The organism is Aeromicrobium sp. P2_G6 (genome assembly GCF_056403535.1).
The window spans coordinates 1-20,710 of sequence record NZ_JBFUFH010000010.1 but is presented as its reverse complement, the minus strand read 5'-3'; the positions used below and the strand labels follow the sequence as shown (position 1 = coordinate 20,710).

Here is a 20,710-nt window from a genome sequence, read left to right as displayed (position 1 = left end):
GACGCCAACAGATCCTCGACCGCGCCAGGGTTGACCTTCACGCCCTTGCCAGCCGTGCCACCGATGTACGTCGACACAGTGTCCGTCGAGTGCGTCCAACCTGACGCAGCGCCACCAAGCGTCGCCGTGTAGTCACCAAAGTACGGTGTCGGGGGAGCGGTCGGATGCGAACACGAAGCCACAACCATGCTCGCCGGAGTTGCTGCCGAGCTGATCTTCAGCCGCAACGGCGTGAGGACGTCACCCGTGATCGTCGGCATCGTGTACGACATGCGGTTGGTGCCCGTTGACGTGTCGTTCGTGATCGTTGCGCTGCCGGTGACCTCGATGCCATATGCGAACGGGGCCGCAACGATGTCAAGGGTGAGGGTGCGCTCGGGAGTGCCATCCAGCACCTCGTCAGCAACGGTCATGTTGCCGTACTTGGTGCGGAAGAACACGGGAGCCGTCTTGCCGTCTGGCTGCCACTTCAACCACTGCGGCGAGTCCAACAGGCGCGCAATGGTCTGCATCGCCGTTGACTGAGTCTCCGCTGTCGAAAGCCGCTTGAACTTCAGCGGGATCTTCAGGTTGCGTGGAGGGTACGACTCCTGTGTCAGTACGTCGTCGTCATGGGCTGACGAACCGAATGACGACACGCGACGATCCGGGGGCGAAATATCCAAGCCCTCGATGACCGACATCGGGTTGTCGTCGTCGAGGTCGTAGAGGGTCGTAGGCGATGCTGTGGGCGCGCTCACGAACGCGAAGACGGCCGCCATGTCAGGCTCCCATGATCTTGAGTCGTTGGTTACCGGCAGTGCCGACGATTCGGAGGTCGAGTGCGGGCAGAACTTCCTTCAGGACGCTCTTGAATTCCGACCTGCTCATGCCCCCACCGACATTGACGTGCGGTGCGGTGGGCGCGGCGGGGCCGGACGGACGGACGAAGCCGCCACCCGCGTAACGCTGCGAGTTGATCTCTTGCAGGAGATCAAAGTTGCGGGACGTCGCGAATGCGTTGACGACGTACTCGCCATTGGAGATCTTCGCGTCGATCAGATCGTCGCGCGGACCGCCGGGACCGGAGACGTAGCCGTTGTGCGTGCCACCATCGGCAAACTTGCGAACCAGGCCGCCGTCCCTCTTGCCGGTCGATTCCTTGATCTGCACGAACGTCTGAGCCGTAGTGCCGTCCAACGAGAGCAGCCGATCCTTGACGTGCTGGATCTGCGACAACGCTCCAGCGACACCTTCGAGAACGACCTTCGGGTGAGGTGACGGAATGTGGAACAACTCGGCGGCGAGCTTCGCTGCTGCGGCGCGACTAACGCCCATGCTCTGCGCGACGCTGATGAAGTTCGCCTTGGCCGTCTTCATGTCCTTGGTGGTCGCATTGCCCGCGTCGGCCACACGGTTCCAACCCTGCGCCAAACGATCCAACGACTCACGGTTCTTCAGTGCCGCATCCGAACTGCCCCTGATGCCCGCGTTGTTCGTGTCCGCTTGCTTCTTCGCGTCCTTCAACGCCTGCCGATAGTTCGTCTCCGCAGAGAACGCATTCTCGGCCGCGTCGACCGCGCTGTTCTTGGCCTCGATGTTGCGCATGATCGCGAGGGTTTCGGCGCGGGTCTCGTCGCTCGCGAACGCCATCGCGTTGCCAAGTCCAACCTCGGCAAACTTTTGATCATCCGCAGCGCGTGCGTCGGCCTTGTGCTGCACCTCGGCGGCAAGGTACGCCTCTACGATCTTCGTGGCGTCTTGCTGGATGCTGCCCACGTCTATGCCCGATGCGAGTATCTTGTTAGCGGTCTCCGCCTGCTCGCTAAAATCCGCGAGGATCGAAGCCTGTTGCTCCAGAGACCCAGCACTGTCGAACGCCTGGGTGAAGCTCTTGACAGACTCGGCCGCTTGGTCCGTCTGATGGGTCAGGTCAACGATCGCGCCAGCCGTAGCACCAACCGCGAGACCCATCGGGCCAAAGCCCGAACCGATCAGGGCGCCCATCGCCGTGTTCGTCAGGCCCATCTTCTCGTCAAGGTCGGACATCACGAACGCAAGACCGCCACCAGCGCCGGCCAATTTCGCCGCGCCCTTGAACGATGCACCAAGGCGACCGTTGGCGACCGCAAACTCTCCAGCCGTCATGCTCGCCCGTGCCGCTGCGGCATCGAACTGGAGATAGGCGCGGGTGGCGGCCGGGATGTCCTTCGCCGCCTTGGCCGCGCCACCGAAAGACGACTTGCCGAGCATGCCACCAATGGCGGAACTGTTCGCGGCAGACGACAGCGCAATCAGGCGCGAGTACGCAGAGGTCAGCGAAATGACGCCGATGATGACCGGGCCAAGATCAGAGTCAGCGATGGCAGCGATCGCGTCAGCCACAGCCTCGATGACCGGCAGCGCGGCAGCACCAACTGGAGCCGCGGCCTCGACGATCTGGAGCAACGCGTTGCCGATCGCGCCGAGCGCATCCCAAGCGCGCGGGCCGTTCGTTTGGATGTAGTCGATGAACTCGCGGAAACCATCCGTCTGCGAGAGGCCATCGGACCACTTGGCGAAGTCGCGGGACATCTCAAGGAACGAATGAGAGAACTGATCCGATAACGGATCGAACGCCATCCACAACTGCGCGAAACCCTCGGCGAAGTTGCCGAGTGTCTTACCCATCGCAATCAGCGTTGGGCGGGCCTCGTCCTCGAGGAACGTGAAGAACTCGCGCCACCTAGGGCTGGCCAGATTCGCGCCACCCTCAGCGAACAGGTCGCCCAGAGCAGAAGCGGTTTCGCCGACGATCCGCTGAACCTGCGGCAGAAGCGTCATCAGTTCAGCCAGACCGGCGCCAGCACCGGGCAGCAAGCCCTCTTGTGCCACATCCTGAAGACCTTGCAACTGGGGGCGCAACTCTTGGAGGTACGCAACAAAGTCGCGACCAGCAGGACCGAGCTCGGCCAACGACTGCTGCATCTTTTGGAGATTCGCTGCGGTCGGCTTGATCGCGTAGTCGTTCGTTGCCTTCAGTGCATCGCCAACGCCTGAGAACGCCAACGCCGCCGTACCCGCACCCAATGTCGCGAACGCGAACTGATTCGTCAGGCCAGCCAAGACCGGGACGCCCGCAGCGCCGAGCGGCACCAACGCGGGGCCAATGGCAAGGATCGACTGGGTCAGATTCGTGGCCCGGTCGGTACCAGTGTCCAGTTCCTTCGTGAACGCCTTGGCCGTGGCGGATGCGCCAAGCATCGCCCTGTTGAAGTCACTAACGTCGCCCTTGAGGTTGACTTTGACTGTCCGGTCAGAGGGCATTCGTCAGTCCTCCTCTTTGGGTCGGGCGATGAAGATCAAGCCGTCAGATGCGAGAGCGCCAGTCGGGTTGGGCGCGTCTTCCTTGTGGGTTTCGTGCCACTCGCGGCGCACCAGTTCCTCAAGGCCACACGCGACACATCGGTGCATCTGAACTTCGAACGTCCTGCCGTCGGCGGTCGTGACGTGTGTGTCGTTGGCGCCCTGCGGGACAACCGTCAGGTAGTTGTTGCACGCAGGGCATGTACGCGACTCCCACGCCATCAGGCCGAGAATCTCTGAACGGGTGTACTCGTCGTACTCCGGTTCGCGCTCGACGACTGTTGACCAGGCGTCGGCCATGGCGCACGGCTCGCCGTCACGATCGCGGTAGGTGTGCGTTTCCTTCGGCTCGTCACCGTCGAAGCGGCGGGGGCTTACTCCTGCTCGGAGGGCTCCTTGGAGTCTCGTTCTCTCTCCGCTTGAAGCAGCGAGACGAGTGAGTATTTTGGGAGGGCATCATCCCCAACGTTCACGTTCCACGCGGCCGTCTCCAGCTTCGCGTAATGCACGCGGGAGGGGTCGAGGTCGTCAAGGAACGCTTCACCCTCGGCAGACAGCGCAGCCACGTGGTCGGTGATGGCGCCCGCGACCGGGCGCGGCTCGATCAGCGACACGGTGAGCAGCGCCCCGGGGAACGTCTTCATGTTCACACCGCGGCGCTTGTCCTCGGCGTCGTCATCACGTGGCGGGTGCTGGTCCGCGAGTTCGGCCCACTCCTTGCGCGAGATCGCCCAGACCGTCACATCAACCGCGGTTGCCAGAGCTTGGGCCTTTTTGGCGTCGTGCTTCTTTGCCAGAGCCATGGCCTGCGACTGCTGGCCGGCGCGGCGTGGACCCTGTTGAGCCTCGGCCTCGGAGGCTGCGATGGCTTCCCGCGCGAGGTCGGCCAACTCCTGCTCGTAGTTGCCTTGGTACAGGGTGACCTTCAGGCGGCGGCGTTCGATCTTGGTCATGATGACTCCTGCTCGGTTGCTCGGTTGCTCGGTTAGACGTGAAGCGGGCGACGACCCGAGCAAGATCGCCGCCCGCGCTCAGGGGGTCAGGTCAGGCGAGGGTGCCCCAGACGGGAGCAGCGACGTACTCGCTCTCCTGCTGCACGATCTCGACATCGAACTCGCCATCGCCCGAAGCGATCGTGAACTGCTCACCGACCCGGAGATTGTGCAGGCGATACTTCTGACCGGCCGCGAACGCCGTGTCGGACGCAATGCCGGGACGCTCGATGACCCAGATCTGAGTACCGGACGCCAGCGCCGTCTTCGGCTTGTTCGCCGGATCGGACGATGCGCCCTGCGGGTCGTGGATGTACTGCAACATCGGCGACTGCTGGGTCGCGGAACCAAGACGCTCAAGCTGGGTGCGCTCACCCACACGCCGGGGACCGACACCCTTGTTCTGCGAACCGCCCGGAACGAACGGGCTCAGCAAGAACATCGTCATCTCGAGGCCAGCAGTAACGCCCGCCTCGACCGCAACGACAGTCGCGGCTGTGAGTGATGCCGGCGCGGTCGTCAGCGCGACAACCTTGCGACGGCCGAACGATGAAACCGCTTCGGGGAAAACGACTGCGGACATGGCTAGTCCTCCTCAGGACTTGAGGCGGGCGAACCGCCGACTGGTTTGGTGCTGACCGTCGGGGTGACGGATTTGTCCGAAGCGGGCTTCGGAGACTTGGGGGATTCCGATTCGGAACCTGCGCGCGATTCCTCGACGCTCACGTACTTGATGTTGTCCATGCAGGACTCCTTGGGTCTAAGGTGCGGGGATGAAGCGAATGGGGATCGCAGTGGCGGCCATAGGTGCATTGCTGCTCGCCGGCTGCGGGGGCGACTCGACATTCACCGCGTCGGGGAAACTCGGACTCGTCGCGGTCGACGCGGCGTCGGACGACTGCTCCAGCGGCACGGGCGGCTACAGCGACATCCACGAGGGCGCGTCCGTCGTCATCTCTGACGCGGACGGAAAGAAACTGGCAGTCGGATCGCTCAAGGCGGGCAAGGACATCGGTGACGGACTCTGCGTGTTCGACTTCAAGGTGCCCAACGTGCGCAGTGGGGCCGGACCCTACGGCGTTGAGGTCAGCCACCGGGGCGAGATCTCGTTCACCGAGAAGGAAGCCGACAGCATCGTCATCTCGCTCGGCGGCTAGACGGTGAAGCGCAACGCCGTGTAGAACAGTGGGCCGCCACCGGGACGCGTGTACCGCAGCTCGCGAGTCGGTCCAGAACGGTCGAAGAACGACACTGTGCGCTTGCCGAGCGGCTTGTTATCGAGCCACGCCTCGACCTTGTCAGCGAGCAGGTCCGCCTGATCGCGAGTCTCGCCTGCGCAGGTCATCGCAAGGAAGTTGCCACGCTCAGCACGCCCACCCGCGCGACGATTCGCCCGCACTGTGCGCTTGCCGTAGTACTGGACGAACGGGAGCGAGGCAAGGATGACCTTCTCCGTCTCGTCAGCATCGACAATGCCATCGTGAACGGTCAGGCTCGGAGCGGATCGGAGCAGGGCCAGGAAGTCAGAGTCGACGGTCATTCGCGGCCACCACCCAGCACGGACTCTTCGCCAGCATCGCCAAGATGGCGCTCGATCTCGAGCAACTCCGGACGGGCCAACATTGCGGGAGACTCCATGACCGGCGCGTTGTTGATCGAACCAAACGCGGCGATGTTTGCAAGGTTGCCCTGGCCAACCTTGTCGAAACCGATCTCGAAGTCGAGCGGCGCGAACTTCGTGTACGACACGTTCGACGACAGTCCCGGCAGATAGTCGTGACCCGACGCAGCCCGCTTGATCCGGTTCTTGATCTCAAACGCGCCACGAGCGAAGACGCCCGGTGCCTTGCGCTGCATGCGACCAGGAGCCTCGGACAGATCCACCGCGAGACGGTTGACCTGCGACGTGTCCCATTCGAGCCTCATGCGCCAACCTCATTCAGGACGAATCGGTGCGCCGTTGCGTGAGACTTCAGAGCCTCTTTGCCGACAATGGTGGGCATACGGCCCTCGAGCGCGGGATTCGACACGCACGTGACGACCTCGACGACATCCGTAGAAGCGACATCGCCCGCAGTCGGCTCCGAAAAGGGCAGCTTGACCATCGTGGCCTGAACGCCAACCTTGCGCTCACCAGCCTCGGACGACGAGTTACTGGACAGAAGCGCGGAGGTCTGGAACTGGCACTTGCCGCTGTAGATCACGATGCGGGCCTTGGGCGGAATCACCAGCGTTGTCGCATCCGGAACCGGAGCCGACGCCGCGGGATCTTCGCGGGTGATGATGCACGCGTCGGTCATACCGGCTTCCGCAGCCAGCCGACCGCGAGCCACAACAGACGCACGACTCATCGGTACTCGACAACCTCAGCGCCGCCACCAAACCTCGCACGCAACCGCGCACGAGAAGCAGCCGGCAAATCCATGATCGACGCGACAGCCTCAGCGCCCTGCTGGAACTGAACCGTGTAATCGTCGATCCGCTCCATCAACACACGCGGATCAAACGACTCACCAGACGACGCAGCAGCAGCACCCGCCGAAGCGAGATTGCACACCAAGTCGACAATGTCGGCCGGAACCTCGGGGAGACCATGCGTAAGGGTCACCTCGACATCGGACGGCTCGGACGCGCAACCCCAACCGCGACGACGCCACAGGCGACCATTCGCAAGCTTGAAGTCGGTCACGGCCACGCCCTCAACCTCAACGGTGTCGACAGCCGTAACGGGCTGGCCGGGAAGGTCAAGCAGTTGCTCACCCCAGGCCGTCAGGACAACCGTTGACTCGTTCTCAAGGATCGGCGACCCCGCAGCGTTGCGAACCGAAGCGGACGCCGCGGCCAGCATCGCCTCGATCAGCGCGTCGTCGTCAACATCGACACCCCGGTCAAGGAGGTCCGACTGTTCTGCCAAATTCGGTAGAGCCATGACGAACCTCCTCGACTAGATGAATGGGTGTTACGGAAGCTGGAACGCGGTGATCGTCCCCGTGGTCGCCGCAGCAACCGTGATGAGGATCGTTCCGTCGTCCTGCATGAACCGCGCCGACTCGAGCACCAGGAACGCAACCTGCGGCGTGGTGCTGCCATCGGTCAGCGAAACCACGAGGTCACCCTGGCCGGCCGACTGTGCAGGGCTGCTGTCGCCCGCAACAACCGTCCACGCCTTCGTGGAAGCGGTCGTGTTCTTGAGCCGAATGAGAACCTTGCTCGAGTTCTGCGTCGGCGTGATGACGTGCGTGTTCGCTGCGACGACGGTCGTACCGGCGACGTCAGCGTTCGAACCGAGCGCGAGGCTCGTGCTTGCTACGGCAGTGTTTGCCATGTGGTCTCCTCGAAAGTTGTGTGAGTGATCGGCAGTGGGCCGGAGGGTCGCCCCGGCCCACTAGTCCGATCAGGTGATGGAGGCCGTCAGGGTCGCGATGCCCGAGGGGCGGATCAGCTTCGCGCCGTAGAGGTTCAGACCCTTGAGGGCGTCGGAGAACGCCGACTCGGGACGGTACGCCTCGACCTTGCTGATCTGAGTCGCGAACGTGATCGCGCCCGTGTAGCCGGCCGAGACAAGGTAGTCATCGCCCGTCACGTTGGTGACGTTGTTCGACAGGAACACGTCGAACCCGTAGGCGCGACCAACGTGGCCGTTGCGCAGCGCCTCGGACGAACCCGACTCGTTGACCTTGACGAAGGTCGCGTTGTCGAGCAGCAGTCCGTGATACCACGGGGGAACGATGACGTAACGGCCCTGCTGCGGGACGTTCGCGTTGTCGAGCTTGACCTTCAGGTTGATCAGGCCGGTCGCCGCGAGGGCGCCGGTCGTGATCGCCGTGGTGCTGATCTTGTTCGCAGCGTCGGCGCCCGTGTAGAGGCCGGCCACGTACAGGTCAACAACGTCGGCCAGACCGTAGGCAGCCTCGTCAGCGGCCTCGTTCATCAGCGCGCCGCCATCCTTAGCCTGACGCATGTCGATGTCGTCGACCTCGAACGCGAAGTACTTCGCCTGGTCGATGAGCAGCGAACGGTCAGCGTCCGTGAGGGTCTGCGGCGAGATCGTCGTGACATCCTTCACGTAGTCGCCGATGGTGGGACGCGAGATGGACGTGATGTGAACCGTGTCGCCCGCCTGGGCGATGTCGCCCTCGTAGTTGCGGTTCACGGTCTGGGGACCGGCGAACACGAGCGACTTCTTGAGCGAGGAAAGGAGCTGAGCGCTCCAAATCTCGGGGATGAAGTTGGTGATAGCCATGATGGCTTACCTCTTTCGGGTTGGGTGGTTAGGTGATGCCGAGCAGCGTGTTCAGGCGACCGTCGAGACGGGCCTGATCAATCGCTTCGGGCGTCATGGACGCCAGTTCGGCGCGGGTTAGTTGTGCGACCTTTGTGGCGTCTTTGCGAGCACCACCGTCCGCATCGCCCTGGAACCGTCCACCGCTTTGCGCCGCGAGGTAGGGCTTGCTTGTGATCAGGTCATCAATCGCCTGTGCGATTGCCGACGAATCAACTTCGCCGTCCGAGCCGACCTCGAACTCGGAAAGATCAATGAACCGCAGAGCGTCGGCCGGATCGGCCAACTTGCTTGCGGCGTTGGCGCGAACCTCGGCCTTGAGGATGCGCTCGTTCGCCTTGGACAGCGCCTCGTCTTGGATGCGCTTCGCCTCGAGCTGCTGGGCGTGCTCGGCCTCGGTGCCCTGCGCCTTGGCCTCGGCGGCGTCCGCGCGGGATGCCGCCTCTTGGGCCTTGGTCTCGGCAGCCTTCCACTTCGCCTTCATGGCATCGAGGGCCTTCTTGCCAGCGTCTCCGAGGGCATCAGAGCCATCGGGATCGGCGGGCGGATCTACGGGGGGCGGATCGCTCGGGGCTGGATCGGTGGGTGCCGGATCAACGGGCGGTGCGTCCGGGGTCGGCGTAGGGGTGGGGTCGGTCATGGTGGTGCGCCTCCATTGCGGGGGAACCCGTCCGCCTTGCGCGGTCGGAAACTGTGGGGCTAGACGATGTAGCCGTTGTCGACGAGGAGCCGGATCGCTTCATCTCGTGTCGACGCGAGTCGGTAGATGGCGCAGGGCGTCAACCGGGCACGACCGCGACCCTTGCGAGCCAGTTCGGTCGTCGTGCGAGTCTTGCCGCCGATGATCGACATCCCGCCGCGGCTCGCATTGATGAGCCGCGAGAAATCCGCGCCGTCTTCGAGCGCAGCCCTTTCGGCGCGCGACAGGTCGTGAATCCGGCCCTCACGGAACAGATCATCCGGCGTCTCAATGATGTCGCCGTAGCCGCCCGTCGTGGTCGGAACCATCGTGCAGCGGCAGTTGATGTGACGAACCCAGCCCGTGTCATACCGGTAGAACCGACCAGCCAGGAGCGCACAACGCTTACAGCACGTGGCGCCTACGTGGCGAATGAACCCGTCCAGCTTCGGCCGCGCCACCGTGGCGACACCGCTCGCAACACGGCCCGTGTCGGCGATCTGGGTGACCGTCATCGCGAGCAAGGCGCTCAGGGTGTCAGCCTGCTCGAGCAACGAACCGAGCGGGAGGCCGTCAACCGTCTCGGAGAACGCGCGCAAGCCAAGCGCGCCGACTGTCGGAGCAACTAGACCCTGTTCGGCGACCATCGCATTGACGGCCCGCTCTGACTCCTGCGCGGCCTTGACCTGGAGCGTGGCGAGTGTCGGGGCAAGCAGGTCGACTCGATCGAGCTTCCATGCGCGTGTGGCTGCCGCGACACCAACCGCGATAAGGCGGCCTTGTCGGTCGTATTGGTTATTCGCCGCCGACAGCATCGGTCTTGGCCTGCGTCGGCTTCACTACCTCGCGAAGTGCGGCCTCAAGGAGCGGGTCGGACGCTTCGTCGCGGATCATGTCCATCACGCGGTCAATCTCGTGACTCGGCAGACCGTCCTGCTCGAGCAAGAAGCGCATCGGGTAACCCATCGACTTCTTCTTCGACAGGGCATCGGCCTTCTCGGCCTCCGAGCGGGTACTAACCTGCTCCCACTCGACAGTGCCGCGCGCAATCGCAGCAGCCTTCTCGGTATTGCCCTCAACGAGAGCCATGAGGCGGAAGTCCTCACGAACGCCGCGACCGTACGACTTCTGCTTCTCCTTGGTCCGCATCACAAGACCGGTCTCAAGGGGGAGCATGGAGTTGTCGCCGACATTCGCGATCGTCGAACCGCCGCCCATGAAATACGTAGCCGGGGTGCGAGACTGCGACGAAATGTGACCGACCGCCTGGTCGATCACCTTCGTGAACACCTCGTAGTTGCCCGCGGTCCACTCGGCAATACGCGCCTGCGGGTCCTCGAGCCAGTAGATCCGGTCGCGGCCCAACTTCTTGAGCTCGACCTGCTTGCGGCCAACTTCCTGACCGTCAGAGTTCAGAACCGGGATCGTCGGACGCTCAGCGCCCGTGACCACGCGACCCGGCAGCGTGAGGCTGTCAAGACCCGTGAATAGTTGCGCCCAAATCAGGTTGATCGCGTGCTGCATCGACAACGTGCCGGCAATGTCGCTGATCGGCTCGCCAAGCAACTGCGGCTTGTTCTCGTGCTCCACTAGGGGTACGACGCCAAGCGGATTCGTCAACGGCCAGGTGTTGTCTTCGGCGGCCTGCCGTGGAACCCATCCGCCACCAGCGAACGAAGCCGGCAGAATCAGCCCGGATGCACGCTCGGTGCGCGTTCGCTGCCACTTCCACACCGCATCATCCAGATACAGGGTCGCGTACTCGCGATCGTCGTCACACCAAATCTTCGCGCCCGCAACACGCTTCCGCGTGCTCTGGCTATACCCGACGATCGCCTGTGACGGGTGCTCCCACGACAGTGTTGCCTTGTCGTCCTTATCGCCCCACACAAGGGAGAAGGTGCGCTTGGCGACGATGGCGTTCAGCCACGCAAGGTCCGAGTAGTAGTCCGCTTCGTTCTCAATCCAGCGGTCCCACGATTCCTTGTCGCCCTTATCCTCGCCCTCGAGCCGGATGCCCGTGACCTCAAGGCGCTCATGGGGGGCGTCGGCGACAACCTGCGTCCAGTTGTCCGAAAATCCCGCGTACTGCTTCGCGAAATAGTCACTGAAGTCGTCCGACGCGAACTTGAGCCTGAACTCGCCCCGATACGCCGCCTCGAACGTCTGGATGTCGTCCTGCCGCTTACGCAACTCTTCGGACAGCTTCTCGAGGATGGAAAGAGCCTGCTCGGGAGTAGTCATCCTGCTCCCTTCGGGCTATTCGGAATACGACCGGTACTGGCGGCGCCAGAGCTTCGCGGCGGTCGTGTCGCCCGCGGCTTCGTGACAAATCACCGAACAGACGGCCAAGTCGATCTTTCGGCCAGCCTCGCCCGGTTTCGTGAGCGTGTATTGACGCGCATTCGGGCGCATCTTCGTACGTGCGTTCTTGACGTGCGTCGCAGTGTGCTCGCACCCGTCATGGGTGAAACCCGAATCAACCTTGTTGACATCGGTCAAAAGACGCTCAGACGCGGCGTGCATCTGCGTAGGCCGGTAAGTCGCCCAGCGGATAACCCGCTTCTCGCCATGTTTCGCCGCCCACTGGTCGACCTCGGTCTCCCAATACGGCGGATCGCAGTACATTCGGATCACGTCGTAGTGCGAGAACAGCCAATCGACCGCTTCGCCGACTGCGAGGCGTGGAACCTGACCCTCATACTCGGCCGGGTTCCACACAGTCAGACCCGCAGGGGTGACCGGAGTGAACTGGTAACCATCCTGCGTCTCCGCACGAATGCCAGACCAGTCATCAATGTCCGAGCCGTCGAAACCGAGAACAACCTGCGTCCCCTTCGGCGGAAGATCCCGCTTCGGATCAGCCGCTCGGTCGTCCCACTTCTCACCATTGATCCAAGCGCCATGACCAGCGACAACACGGTTCCCGTAGAACCGTTCCGCCTGACCGGGGTCTTTCTCCATCAGCTCAAGCGCCTCGGCCTCAATACCATCAAGGTCAACGTGCGCGGTGCCGGCGTAGACGTACTGGAGAATCTTGCGACGCTCACGAGCAACCGTGAACTTGTAGAGCGTCCCGTCCGCGTGACGCAGCGTCGGCTCCGTGTTCGGGTTGCGCCAGAAGCGGAAGATGTCAGGGCGCTCGGAAGCCTGGGTGCGCTGGGCAACCGAATCCTCGGCCGGGTCCCACGTGTTCGTGAGCTCGATCGAACGGCCACCCATACCCGCGGCGCCACGACGTTGAGTCTCGGCGACCTTGCGGAGTTTGTTGGAATCCGTGTAGAGCTGCGTCTCGTCGTGCAGCGCGAACACGATCGGGTTACCGAGCCGCGACATCGCGCTCGAGGTAACCGTCTCAATCTTGCCGTCATTCGGCAGGCGCGTGAACTCCTCGCCGACCGTGACCTGCGGGGACAGTGGGCCGTACCGAAGCATCGGCTTCAAGTGGCCGTAGACGTTCGCCTCAATGGCCTCGTCCGATGTGCCCGTCAACTGAATCAGGGGAGTAGCCCACGGACGACCCATCGGCTCGCCGGCCTCGTACTCGTATTCCCAGCCACAGCCGCAACCGCGATCGGAACACGAGTACACCTCGCCACCCTTGGCCCAGCCGTCAAACAGCACCGGACCACGAGCCTGGGCCGCAGTCAACGATGCAGCGAGCGGACCCTTGCCGATCTTCTGCGGACCAACGATCTGCGCACGACGATAGAAGAACGCCGTAGCAAGCTGACCAACAGTCGCAGCAGTCTTGAGCCGATACCAGTTCGCGACACACCAAAGCTGCCAGCCGTAATGAATGAACGGCTGACCCTTCTCGTCCCGGTCGGGAACGATGCAGTGACGCTCAGTCCAGTCGATCGCAACCCAAAGCGTCGGGAAGTCGACAACGAACTCGTCAGGCTCCGTCGCCACGGACGATCGAGATCCGATCACGGGCAGACGAACGAGGCCCGTGTTGCGACTTCTCGTCACGCTTCGCCGCAGTCTCATCCTCGGCAATACGGATGCGCGCACGATCCTTCGCATCACGAGTCAAATACAAGTCGGCCATCATCATCCGAACCGTCTTACGATTCTCCGCAGACGCCTTCGTGACCTCAGCCTCAGCGAACATCCGAACAGTCAGCGCGACGTAATCCGTCGAACCATCCGACTCCCAGATCAACGCCTCAGGCTTACGCCACCAACGCTCCCAAAGCACAAGCTCACGATCAGTCGCATCAGTCAACGGCCACTCGGGCGCATCCCCATCGCGACCCTCGAGCGGCAACGTCGTCCACTGCGCATCATCCTTGCGAGCACGACGCAGAGCAGACGGATCTGGTGCGGGACCAGACCTAGAACGAGCGCCACCTGATGCCATGAGAACTCCTTCAACGGCGTTGCGCCATGTCTGGGTCGCAGCACATTGCGCGCCGCGTTATGCGTGTGGTGAGATATCGGGGGCCACTTTGAACCTGACGGACCAACACGAGCCCTCCCCGGCGGTCCTGCGTTCCTGCCGGATCGGGGTCCCCCCCCACCCCCGTATCTCATTTATGAGATATTCCAACCGCCTGGTTGGTGTTGGGCGGTCTCGGTGGAGTGGCAGTCGTGGCACAGTCCGCGACCATGCATGGGATCGTTGGGGTTGGCACCCATGCGCACTAGGTCACGCCTACTGTGTGGGTAGTGGTCAGCAACGGTGGCCTTGGCCTTGCGACACAGCACACAGATGGGGTGCTTGGCTAGTACCTGGTACCTGAAGCTGGTGTGTCCCTTGCCTGTGTAGCCACGCTCTGATGCTGTGCCTCTGCGCTTGTCCGCTGTGCCGGCACACGTACTGCATCTGCTTGTGCCCTTGGGTATGAGCTCGGCTGTTGGGCAGCGTGTCCCTCGTCCTGGTCCTACGCATACACGTAGCGCCACGTGCTACAGCCTGGGTATGAGCAGGGTGAGTACGTAGGCGAGTAGGCCGAGGGCAACAAGGTTCACGCGTGACGCAACGTTGATGGCTGCTGCACCGAATGAGATGGCAGCGAGTACGAGTAGGACTGTGATGAGTGTGGTCATTCGGTTCCCATCGAGTCGAGGTGTTGTGCACGTAGCCTGTCGAGTTCGGCTTCGGCTATTGGGCAGCCACATGACAGCAGCGGCACCGTGCATGAGGTACACCATCCACGCGGCTCGGGCTTCCACTCAGGGTGCGCGGTATGCGTGTCGTCGTTGTCGTAGGTCGACATCACTCGTCCTCGTCCCAGCCGTGGAAGGTAGCCTTAGCTACTTCCTTGCCGTGTTCGAGTAGGCCTAGGACTTGGTACATGAGGTCGCAGTCGGTGAATGTGTGGACTGCGTGTTCGCCTTGGTTGTCGATGACTTCGGCGGTGACGACGTAGTGTGCGACGAATGAGCCGTCGTCTGCTACTTGGGCGATGGCGTCACGGAGTAGGTCCATCTCGTCACTCATGACGCTTCGGCTTCACACGTAGGGAGTGGTCGCCCGCAGTTGCAGACGCAGTAGCACTGCTTGGCCTGGCTGGCGCATGACTCGCAGCGCTCTGCCCAACCACACATCGGAGGCCGGTTCACAGGAACGCCATGTCGGACCAGCCGAGCGGCGAGTGGTCGCCGACAAGGTAGGTGAGGATGCCGCTGCGTGAGTAGCGTCCGTTCATGTCCTTCAGCCACTTCGACCCGCCGTCAAGGCTGGGCGCCTGGAACACTGAGCAAGAGCCCATGTCCCATGCGGCGAAGTGGTGACGGTGTGCGGTCTGCCAGATGCGTGCGGCGTGAGCGTTGGCATCACCGCGGACTTGACCGTTGAGCCATTTCTCGAACCCGTTGGCGTCTGAGCCTGGGATCTTGTGGCCGTGGTTGAACGCCATTGGCACACCGGCAACGGTGGGGTAGACGTTCATGTCGTCGTGTGGGATGGTCCATTCGACGTGAGCGAACTCGGGCCGTTCAGCGAGGACCCGCTGCAATGACTCGGCGAGGAACCCGCCAGCGTTGTCACTGTCGCTGGTCTGCGACTTGCCGCCACCCATGCGCCCGAACTCACCATGATTGCAAAGGACGCTGACGAACTGGGCTTTGTCGAACTGGGGGAACAGTTGCTTGGCGTAGAGCGTCCACATGTCGAGGACGAAGTTCATTTGTCCACGGTGGTTGAGCTCGACGGTGAACAACTGTGCGGCGTAGTTGCCGGCGCAGTTCTCCATCGGGTCGCCGTTGTTGGCGATGACGACTTCGGTGATGTTGTACTCGGTGCGCATCCGGTCGAGCCAGCGCTGCACGTTCTCGAGGCCATCAAGGAGCCGCTGTTGTGTTGCCGCTACGCCGCCACCCTCGGACTTGCCGCCCTGGATGTCAGCGAGGTTGATAACCGCCGCTACGCTACCGTTTCGGGCGGCCGTACGCTCCACTTTCGGGAGCTTCCACTTGGCCACAGCCTTGCGGCGTTCTGCGATCTCGTCGTCAGACAGGCGAGCCTTGGGCTTGCGCTTGAAGCGGGCGCCGTACGAATACAACTGCACGATGTCGCGGGAACCGTCTTCGAGAGCCTTCGACTGCTGCCAAGTCGTCATCCGCACCGTGTCGTCTACAACCTCGAACTCGTTGTCGTCGAGTTGGAAGATGCGGAAGATGCGGGAGAAGTCGCCATCAACGATCGGGGCGTCGAGCACAGCATCGCTGAACTCGCCACCATCGGGGCCAAGGTCAAGCTTCGCCTTGTTCATCAGGTGCTCGCGCTGAATGGTGCCAACGCGCTTCGGGATGTCGGCGATGCTCATCAGCGCAACCGCTCACGTGCTGCACACTTGCCGCGAGCGTGTCTCGACAGTGTGAACGCGTTAATGTCCAGGCTGGAGTCTGGGTCATTGAGCAACGCTTCGGAGAGCGCCGAATAGCGCACGGTGGGATCTGCGAGTAGGCCTCGCAGTGCGGCGGACTCAGACTCGGGAAGAGTTGAGAGCGCTTCACACACCTCACAGGGTGGCCCTTTGCGGACCTTGCCTGTTGCGGCTTCGATATCGACTATCGCCATTGCTTCACCTTTGATTCGGCAGGAGGCGTCGGCCTCGTGCAGATGGGTTACAGCGGGTGTTGCAGAACCCCGGCGGTTTGATCGGCCCTTTGCGGGGCTACAGGGACCGTTCCGGGGCGTTCGTTGCGGTGGTGCAAACCCTTCGCTCGCCCAGGTCTCTTAGTGATGGGTCTGGGGGTCAGGGTTGAATGTGGGGGTTATACGGTTATGCGGAGTCGTCGGACGCGCACGATGTTGGTGAGGCGTTCGATTTCTTCGTGGATGTCGTCGCGGGCGGCTTCTTGGATTTCGCGGTGTGCGCGTCCGAGCTGGCCTGCGGTTAGTGCGTCGTCGATGACGTGGGACGCGGCGAACAGGTTCTTGATCGCGTCCACGATCTCGGTTTCGGTGGTGTCTTTGTCAACGCGGAGACGAGGCATGTGTGACCTCCGCGACAAGAGGGCCGCGTCAACCTCATACGGGGACGCGGGCGGATCGTTGGGGGAATGCGAAAACCCCGCCTGCGTGAGGCGGGGTTCGCGGAGGTGAATGAGGAGACAACTGTTCCGTCTAATTATTTCACCACGGTCAAGAACCTTTTGTCAAGAGGTCTAGACATCATTACGTGATTTTTCTTTTCAGGCCGCCAGTTCGTCGCGCTTGTCCGTAACCGCTTGGACGCTGTAGAGCCATAGACCCTCGGGGCTGCGTTTGGTCTTCAGCCCCTCGTATCTCGCGCCCCACACACGTACCCGACTGGCCTTGATGCCTGTACGCGTTTCGATCTGCACCGCGGTGAGCTCGGTCGCGTGGTGCAGGTGCGAGATGCTGACCACGTAGTCGTAGCTGGCCTTGGTGTAGTCGCGCCGGCACGTTGGGCAGATGAACTTGTCCTGAAGCCCGTACTTGGCATCCTCGACACGGACCATGTTGACGCCGACACAGTGCAGGCAGGGTGCGCCGTAGGTGATCCTGGTGCCCTCCTTCATGACGGCCTCGAGCCGTTTGACCACTGCGGCCAACTGGGAGTCGAGCTCGCCTGCGTCGATGAAGTATGGTTCGCCGTCGCTGTTGGTCCCGACGATCCAGTCGATGACGCTACGCAGGTACGCGATCTCGCGTTCGATGGTTGCCTTCTCTGTGCGGTTGTCGCCTTTCTCGCGGGCTACACGGTCGCCCCAGTCCGCCAAGATGAGCAGAGGCGGCGCCGGGTCGCCCTTGACGTCGTCGAGGCCTCTGTCGCCTTCGGTGCGGCCCATGATTTGTGACAGCTTCAGGTAGTTGAATGCCTCGAGGTTGGCGACGGGTCCGAGCATGACCAGCGCCTCACCTCCTGGCATCTCGCTGTCGGCGAACCTGTGTTGCGCTTCGTCCTCGAGGTTGCGGCAGAGTGACTGGATTGACGACAGGTTGGAGCCGATCGAGTTTCTCAACAGTGCGTCACTCATGCGCGGTCTCCTGGTGTGTTGGTGGGTTTGCGGAGTTGGTCACGGATTTGGTTGGCTTCTTCGGGATCTTTGCCGAGGATGTTCCAGTCGGCATCACGCACAAGATCGTCATCAGGTTTCATCTGGCGCCCTCGCGCTTGAAGCCGGCCATCTTCAAGAGGTCGGCGAACGCGTCGGTTGTGATGTGGACGATGCCCGGTTCGGCCTCGGTGACGATGAGTCCGCGGCGTTGCCGATTGCCACGAATGCGATCCCACCAGCCCGAGTCATCACGCCACCACGTCTCTCCCGCGCTCATCCCTTGCTCGTTTCGGGGTCGACGCCGTACGTGCTCGGGTCACCAAACGTGCCGTCCAGCTCCCGTACGTGTACCTCGCATGTGCCGACACGCCTGCCACGTTTCGGCCGGTTGAAGTTGACCGCAATGAACCACGCCAACACGGCAGCGGTTGATTCGGCGCGTGTTCTTGTGCGTTCAACAGCCCACACGCGGTCACCACCAAAATGCCGCACAACCCACCTGCCGCGGCTGGCGTCGTAGGTGACCTCGAGATTGATGTCAGCTCGGCGACGAATCATGCGGACGCTCCCGTCGTGATGTGCGCGATGAACTTGTCGACGCGTGCACGCTCGGCGTCGTAGTCCTTGCGGAGTGCGCGAGTGTCATGCCCCGTGCCGCCGAAGTAGTCGGCCAGCGCTTCGTACATGGCCCGTGCTGCGTCCTCGTCAAGGTGCAGGAATGCGTCCTCGTCAAGGACGACACCCCTGTCCACGGTGCGGACGACCGGATCGCCCCAGATGAGGACTCGATGCTCGCTCTCGTTAACGGCTTGGGCAACCGCTATCTTGACGCCGAACCCCCGCGGATCAAACTCGGCCCTTGCTCGAAATGCACTCATTCGGCCTTCTCCTTCTCGACGTGACTTGCAGGTGCGGTGTCGCGTGGTTCGCGAGCCGCCTCGGGGGTGCCGGTGGTTGAGCGAATCCACGGCTCAGACGGTTCGCATACGGCGTGTTCCCAGGTCATCGAGTAGCCCGATTCGAGCGTCACGTCGAGGTCGAAGAACAGCGCAATGGCGCCACCGTCAGGGCCAGTGAAGTTGCCACCACGCTCGGTTACCCGGTGGCCTTGGCTACGGTTCGTCAGGATCAACCGACGTTCGATTTCCGAGACGGTGCCTTCCTCGTAGATCGACACCTTCGTCGCGTGGCGGTCATCGACGCCCTGAGGCCGATACCAGTGGATGACGGTCATGCGGATGTCTCCTTGGTCGGGTTGGGTTCGTGGATTTCGGTCCAGGCACGATCACCACAGTTCGGGATGTGGATACGCCACTCACCCTCAGTCGGACACGTACACAGGTCGGCCAACGTGGTCATGCGCTTTTCTCCTCGGACTTGATTTGTGCTTCACGTTCGGCGCGCTTCTTCGCCTTTGCCTGCCGATCAACCTCGGCCTGGATCTGTGCCATGCGTTCCTTGTCGGCCATCTCGCGCGCCGTCCTGTCGAGCGATTCACGCAACGAGCTGACGTGCGCCTCGATCGCGAGTGGCGGTTCGTCCTCGGTGATCCCGAACTCACGATTGGCGATCAGCCTCGCCACGTCTTCGGTGTGGCCCGTGATGTAGGCGTCCTCCCAGCAGCGGCTCCAACGAATCTCCTTCGCCGGTTCATCAGCCAGATCGCGCGGCGGAATAACAGGCGGAACATCGCGCGCCATCGTCCGACGCTTCTGACGAACCAGCGCGTTGATGTGCGCAGGCTTCACGAACTCGGCCGACTCTGCGTAGTGCGCGATCACCCCGTCGATCGCTTCCCTCGGTGACATGTCGGCCAGTAGCGCTTGGCCCCAGATGGTTGCGACGTCGGTGGTGATGGTGCGGTTGTCGATGCCCGATGCCACAGTGAGGACTGCTGCCACGTCCGAGGCGTTCATGAGGTTGCCTCGGGTGCATGTGCGCTCGTCGGGCTGTGGAGTGGGCAGTTCCAGTCGTCGAGAGCGTTCTCTCGTTCCGGGCAAGCGCAATCGCCATGAACCGGGCACCACGCGGCGGACAGTCCCGTGCACTCGTTGCGGTTGAACGATTCGATGTCGTCTGCCATCCGCCGCAACTGCTCGGGCGTGAAACCTTCGATTGCGTTCATCACTTGTCGCCTATCGCTAGCCGGGTTGGGTCTGCCTGTTGCGCTTCTCGTCGTCTGAGCTCTTCGACAACGGAGAGGTTCGTTTGCATGCGGTCGGCAGCCTTGTTGGTGCCACGGGGTGATGTCGGCTCTGGTCTCTCGTCCATCCAGCGCTTCTCGTTGAGCCACGTCGTTGCGTGTGGGATGAATCGAGACTCGGTTCCTGCGCGCGCGTGCCACTCGGCGTGCTCGGCTGCGGCGCGGATCAGGTCGAGGCCGGTAGCAGCCTTCAGGGCTTTGGCGAATGCCGCCTCCGCCTTGCCACGACCGACCTTCTTGCCATAGGCGTTCCAGAACTCGTCGAACAGAACCGGGTCGACTCGCGCAAGTTCTTTCCCCTTCTCCCCTTCTCCCCTTCTCCCCTTCTCCCCTTCTCCAGCACTGAGGGTGTCGTGAGTGCTCACTGAGGGCTCACTGAATGCACGTGCGGGCTTGGCGTTTCCGCTGGTGGGGAGGGGGTAGCGGTCGGCGGACGGTCTGTTGATGCGCTGATGCGTCTCCCACGCCGTGACATGCAGGTAGGGCTTCCGGTCGGCCTTGTACCGAGTGATCTGACCACCCGTTTTTAGGTGCTTGAGGGCTCCGTGAACCCTCAGTGAGCACTCACTGAGGTCTTCATCGAGGGGGAAGAGCGCGGCGGTGATGAGGCGCTCGACATCTCTGCCGACCCCGTTGTCATCGACGTAAGACCAGAGGCCGATGTAGACGAGGCGGGTGTGCCAGTCCATCTGTGCGACGTCTTCTGAGCTCCAGAACTCGGGGCGAATGGATCGGATGCGAATGGATCGGAT

General features: G+C 62.6%; 28 protein-coding genes. 1 reads left to right on the top strand and 27 read right to left on the bottom strand.

Annotated elements, in window-relative coordinates; translation table 11 throughout:
* From AC1DVU_RS22140 to AC1DVU_RS22115, 6 genes are all read right to left on the bottom strand, one after another.
* The coding region (locus tag AC1DVU_RS22140; RefSeq protein ID WP_476924631.1) for a hypothetical protein at positions 1-761 on the bottom strand (761 nt) is incomplete at its 3' end.
* Between the two features lies 1 nt (position 762).
* Positions 763-3,285 carry a hypothetical protein gene (locus AC1DVU_RS22135; RefSeq protein ID WP_476924630.1) on the bottom strand — a complete coding sequence of 841 codons (2,523 nt, stop codon included), beginning with the start codon at positions 3,283-3,285 and terminating at the stop codon, positions 763-765.
* 3 nt (positions 3,286-3,288) lie between these two features.
* Complete coding sequence (locus AC1DVU_RS22130) at positions 3,289-3,624, bottom strand: hypothetical protein (RefSeq protein WP_476924629.1); 336 nt, start codon at positions 3,622-3,624, stop codon at positions 3,289-3,291.
* Between the two features lie 74 nt (positions 3,625-3,698).
* Positions 3,699-4,277: a hypothetical protein gene (locus AC1DVU_RS22125; RefSeq protein WP_476924628.1), complete on the bottom strand. Its 579-nt coding sequence runs from the start codon at positions 4,275-4,277 to the stop codon at positions 3,699-3,701.
* A gap of 91 nt (positions 4,278-4,368) precedes the next feature.
* Positions 4,369-4,899: a phage tail tube protein gene (locus AC1DVU_RS22120; protein WP_476924627.1), complete on the bottom strand. Its 531-nt coding sequence runs from the start codon at positions 4,897-4,899 to the stop codon at positions 4,369-4,371.
* Positions 4,900-4,901: 2 nt separating this feature from the next.
* Complete coding sequence (locus AC1DVU_RS22115; protein ID WP_476924626.1) at positions 4,902-5,060, bottom strand: hypothetical protein; 159 nt, start codon at positions 5,058-5,060, stop codon at positions 4,902-4,904.
* 29 nt (positions 5,061-5,089) lie between these two features.
* On the opposite strand from AC1DVU_RS22115, the gene AC1DVU_RS22110 reads away from it, so the two are divergent.
* Positions 5,090-5,473 carry a hypothetical protein gene (locus AC1DVU_RS22110; RefSeq protein ID WP_476924625.1) on the top strand — a complete coding sequence of 128 codons (384 nt, stop codon included), beginning with the start codon at positions 5,090-5,092 and terminating at the stop codon, positions 5,471-5,473.
* Here AC1DVU_RS22110 and AC1DVU_RS22105 read toward each other — a convergent pair.
* The 21 genes from AC1DVU_RS22105 to AC1DVU_RS22005 form a co-directional block, all read right to left on the bottom strand.
* Positions 5,470-5,856 (bottom strand): hypothetical protein, encoded by a 387-nt coding sequence (locus AC1DVU_RS22105; protein WP_476924624.1) that lies wholly within the window; start codon positions 5,854-5,856, stop codon positions 5,470-5,472. The genes AC1DVU_RS22110 and AC1DVU_RS22105 overlap by 4 nt on opposite strands.
* On the bottom strand, positions 5,853-6,200 hold the full coding sequence (locus tag AC1DVU_RS22100) for a hypothetical protein (RefSeq protein WP_476924623.1): 348 nt from the start codon (positions 6,198-6,200) through the stop codon (positions 5,853-5,855). The genes AC1DVU_RS22105 and AC1DVU_RS22100 overlap by 4 nt, the downstream gene beginning before the upstream one ends.
* A gap of 38 nt (positions 6,201-6,238) precedes the next feature.
* Positions 6,239-6,667 carry a DUF6093 family protein gene (locus tag AC1DVU_RS22095; protein ID WP_476924622.1) on the bottom strand — a complete coding sequence of 143 codons (429 nt, stop codon included), beginning with the start codon at positions 6,665-6,667 and terminating at the stop codon, positions 6,239-6,241.
* Positions 6,664-7,245 carry a hypothetical protein gene (locus tag AC1DVU_RS22090; protein ID WP_476924621.1) on the bottom strand — a complete coding sequence of 194 codons (582 nt, stop codon included), beginning with the start codon at positions 7,243-7,245 and terminating at the stop codon, positions 6,664-6,666. Before AC1DVU_RS22090 ends, AC1DVU_RS22095 begins: the two co-directional genes overlap by 4 nt.
* A 30-nt stretch (positions 7,246-7,275) precedes the next feature.
* A complete protein-coding gene (locus tag AC1DVU_RS22085) occupies positions 7,276-7,641 on the bottom strand; it encodes a hypothetical protein (protein WP_476924620.1) in 366 nt (121 codons plus the stop codon).
* 69 nt (positions 7,642-7,710) lie between these two features.
* Positions 7,711-8,559: a phage major capsid protein gene (locus AC1DVU_RS22080; RefSeq protein ID WP_476924619.1), complete on the bottom strand. Its 849-nt coding sequence runs from the start codon at positions 8,557-8,559 to the stop codon at positions 7,711-7,713.
* Between the two features lie 28 nt (positions 8,560-8,587).
* Positions 8,588-9,238: a hypothetical protein gene (locus AC1DVU_RS22075; protein WP_476924618.1), complete on the bottom strand. Its 651-nt coding sequence runs from the start codon at positions 9,236-9,238 to the stop codon at positions 8,588-8,590.
* A gap of 59 nt (positions 9,239-9,297) precedes the next feature.
* Complete coding sequence (locus tag AC1DVU_RS22070) at positions 9,298-10,092, bottom strand: hypothetical protein (protein WP_476924617.1); 795 nt, start codon at positions 10,090-10,092, stop codon at positions 9,298-9,300.
* Positions 10,073-11,521: a phage portal protein gene (locus AC1DVU_RS22065; RefSeq protein WP_476924616.1), complete on the bottom strand. Its 1,449-nt coding sequence runs from the start codon at positions 11,519-11,521 to the stop codon at positions 10,073-10,075. The genes AC1DVU_RS22070 and AC1DVU_RS22065 overlap by 20 nt, the downstream gene beginning before the upstream one ends.
* Positions 11,522-11,536: 15 nt before the next feature.
* A complete protein-coding gene (locus tag AC1DVU_RS22060; RefSeq protein WP_476924615.1) occupies positions 11,537-13,192 on the bottom strand; it encodes a hypothetical protein in 1,656 nt (551 codons plus the stop codon).
* A complete protein-coding gene (locus tag AC1DVU_RS22055) occupies positions 13,176-13,643 on the bottom strand; it encodes a phage terminase small subunit (RefSeq protein WP_476924614.1) in 468 nt (155 codons plus the stop codon). The genes AC1DVU_RS22060 and AC1DVU_RS22055 overlap by 17 nt, the downstream gene beginning before the upstream one ends.
* Before the next feature lie 858 nt (positions 13,644-14,501).
* Positions 14,502-14,726: a hypothetical protein gene (locus AC1DVU_RS22050; RefSeq protein ID WP_476924613.1), complete on the bottom strand. Its 225-nt coding sequence runs from the start codon at positions 14,724-14,726 to the stop codon at positions 14,502-14,504.
* A gap of 118 nt (positions 14,727-14,844) precedes the next feature.
* On the bottom strand, positions 14,845-16,053 hold the full coding sequence (locus tag AC1DVU_RS22045) for a hypothetical protein (protein ID WP_476924612.1): 1,209 nt from the start codon (positions 16,051-16,053) through the stop codon (positions 14,845-14,847).
* Between the two features lie 451 nt (positions 16,054-16,504).
* Complete coding sequence (locus tag AC1DVU_RS22040) at positions 16,505-16,726, bottom strand: hypothetical protein (RefSeq protein WP_476924611.1); 222 nt, start codon at positions 16,724-16,726, stop codon at positions 16,505-16,507.
* 198 nt (positions 16,727-16,924) lie between these two features.
* On the bottom strand, positions 16,925-17,602 hold the full coding sequence (locus tag AC1DVU_RS22035; protein WP_476924610.1) for a hypothetical protein: 678 nt from the start codon (positions 17,600-17,602) through the stop codon (positions 16,925-16,927).
* Between the two features lie 128 nt (positions 17,603-17,730).
* Positions 17,731-17,856, bottom strand: a complete 126-nt coding sequence (locus AC1DVU_RS22030; RefSeq protein WP_476924609.1) for a hypothetical protein — start codon at positions 17,854-17,856, stop codon at positions 17,731-17,733.
* Positions 17,853-18,032, bottom strand: coding sequence for a hypothetical protein (locus tag AC1DVU_RS22025; RefSeq protein ID WP_476924608.1), 180 nt, complete (start codon positions 18,030-18,032; stop codon positions 17,853-17,855). Before AC1DVU_RS22025 ends, AC1DVU_RS22030 begins: the two co-directional genes overlap by 4 nt.
* 277 nt (positions 18,033-18,309) lie before the next feature.
* Positions 18,310-18,633 (bottom strand): hypothetical protein, encoded by a 324-nt coding sequence (locus tag AC1DVU_RS22020; RefSeq protein ID WP_476924607.1) that lies wholly within the window; start codon positions 18,631-18,633, stop codon positions 18,310-18,312.
* Positions 18,630-18,989 carry a hypothetical protein gene (locus AC1DVU_RS22015; protein WP_476924606.1) on the bottom strand — a complete coding sequence of 120 codons (360 nt, stop codon included), beginning with the start codon at positions 18,987-18,989 and terminating at the stop codon, positions 18,630-18,632. Before AC1DVU_RS22015 ends, AC1DVU_RS22020 begins: the two co-directional genes overlap by 4 nt.
* 121 nt (positions 18,990-19,110) lie before the next feature.
* Positions 19,111-19,671 (bottom strand): hypothetical protein, encoded by a 561-nt coding sequence (locus AC1DVU_RS22010; RefSeq protein WP_476924605.1) that lies wholly within the window; start codon positions 19,669-19,671, stop codon positions 19,111-19,113.
* 208 nt (positions 19,672-19,879) lie between these two features.
* Positions 19,880-20,710: hypothetical protein (locus AC1DVU_RS22005; protein ID WP_476924604.1), on the bottom strand; the 831-nt coding region annotated here is incomplete at its 5' end.

Coding starts and splice junctions, on each gene's coding strand:
- AC1DVU_RS22115 (WP_476924626.1), bottom strand. CDS start 5,060: ATGGACAACATCAAGTACGTGAGCGTCGAGGAATCGCGCGCAGGTTCC.
- AC1DVU_RS22070 (WP_476924617.1), bottom strand. CDS start 10,092: ATGCTGTCGGCGGCGAATAACCAATACGACCGACAAGGCCGCCTTATC.
- AC1DVU_RS22085 (WP_476924620.1), bottom strand. CDS start 7,641: ATGGCAAACACTGCCGTAGCAAGCACGAGCCTCGCGCTCGGTTCGAAC.
- AC1DVU_RS22065 (WP_476924616.1), bottom strand. CDS start 11,521: ATGACTACTCCCGAGCAGGCTCTTTCCATCCTCGAGAAGCTGTCCGAA.
- AC1DVU_RS22130 (WP_476924629.1), bottom strand. CDS start 3,624: ATGGCCGACGCCTGGTCAACAGTCGTCGAGCGCGAACCGGAGTACGAC.
- AC1DVU_RS22025 (WP_476924608.1), bottom strand. CDS start 18,032: ATGAGCGCGGGAGAGACGTGGTGGCGTGATGACTCGGGCTGGTGGGAT.
- AC1DVU_RS22055 (WP_476924614.1), bottom strand. CDS start 13,643: ATGGCATCAGGTGGCGCTCGTTCTAGGTCTGGTCCCGCACCAGATCCG.
- AC1DVU_RS22040 (WP_476924611.1), bottom strand. CDS start 16,726: ATGCCTCGTCTCCGCGTTGACAAAGACACCACCGAAACCGAGATCGTG.
- AC1DVU_RS22090 (WP_476924621.1), bottom strand. CDS start 7,245: ATGGCTCTACCGAATTTGGCAGAACAGTCGGACCTCCTTGACCGGGGT.
- AC1DVU_RS22120 (WP_476924627.1), bottom strand. CDS start 4,899: ATGTCCGCAGTCGTTTTCCCCGAAGCGGTTTCATCGTTCGGCCGTCGC.
- AC1DVU_RS22035 (WP_476924610.1), bottom strand. CDS start 17,602: ATGCTCGGACCCGTCGCCAACCTCGAGGCATTCAACTACCTGAAGCTG.
- AC1DVU_RS22020 (WP_476924607.1), bottom strand. CDS start 18,633: ATGAGTGCATTTCGAGCAAGGGCCGAGTTTGATCCGCGGGGGTTCGGC.
- AC1DVU_RS22080 (WP_476924619.1), bottom strand. CDS start 8,559: ATGGCTATCACCAACTTCATCCCCGAGATTTGGAGCGCTCAGCTCCTT.
- AC1DVU_RS22030 (WP_476924609.1), bottom strand. CDS start 17,856: ATGAAACCTGATGACGATCTTGTGCGTGATGCCGACTGGAACATCCTC.
- AC1DVU_RS22125 (WP_476924628.1), bottom strand. CDS start 4,277: ATGACCAAGATCGAACGCCGCCGCCTGAAGGTCACCCTGTACCAAGGC.
- AC1DVU_RS22075 (WP_476924618.1), bottom strand. CDS start 9,238: ATGACCGACCCCACCCCTACGCCGACCCCGGACGCACCGCCCGTTGAT.
- AC1DVU_RS22110 (WP_476924625.1), top strand. CDS start 5,090: ATGAAGCGAATGGGGATCGCAGTGGCGGCCATAGGTGCATTGCTGCTC.
- AC1DVU_RS22010 (WP_476924605.1), bottom strand. CDS start 19,671: ATGAACGCCTCGGACGTGGCAGCAGTCCTCACTGTGGCATCGGGCATC.
- AC1DVU_RS22105 (WP_476924624.1), bottom strand. CDS start 5,856: ATGACCGTCGACTCTGACTTCCTGGCCCTGCTCCGATCCGCTCCGAGC.
- AC1DVU_RS22045 (WP_476924612.1), bottom strand. CDS start 16,053: ATGAGCATCGCCGACATCCCGAAGCGCGTTGGCACCATTCAGCGCGAG.
- AC1DVU_RS22050 (WP_476924613.1), bottom strand. CDS start 14,726: ATGAGTGACGAGATGGACCTACTCCGTGACGCCATCGCCCAAGTAGCA.
- AC1DVU_RS22095 (WP_476924622.1), bottom strand. CDS start 6,667: ATGAGTCGTGCGTCTGTTGTGGCTCGCGGTCGGCTGGCTGCGGAAGCC.
- AC1DVU_RS22135 (WP_476924630.1), bottom strand. CDS start 3,285: ATGCCCTCTGACCGGACAGTCAAAGTCAACCTCAAGGGCGACGTTAGT.
- AC1DVU_RS22015 (WP_476924606.1), bottom strand. CDS start 18,989: ATGACCGTCATCCACTGGTATCGGCCTCAGGGCGTCGATGACCGCCAC.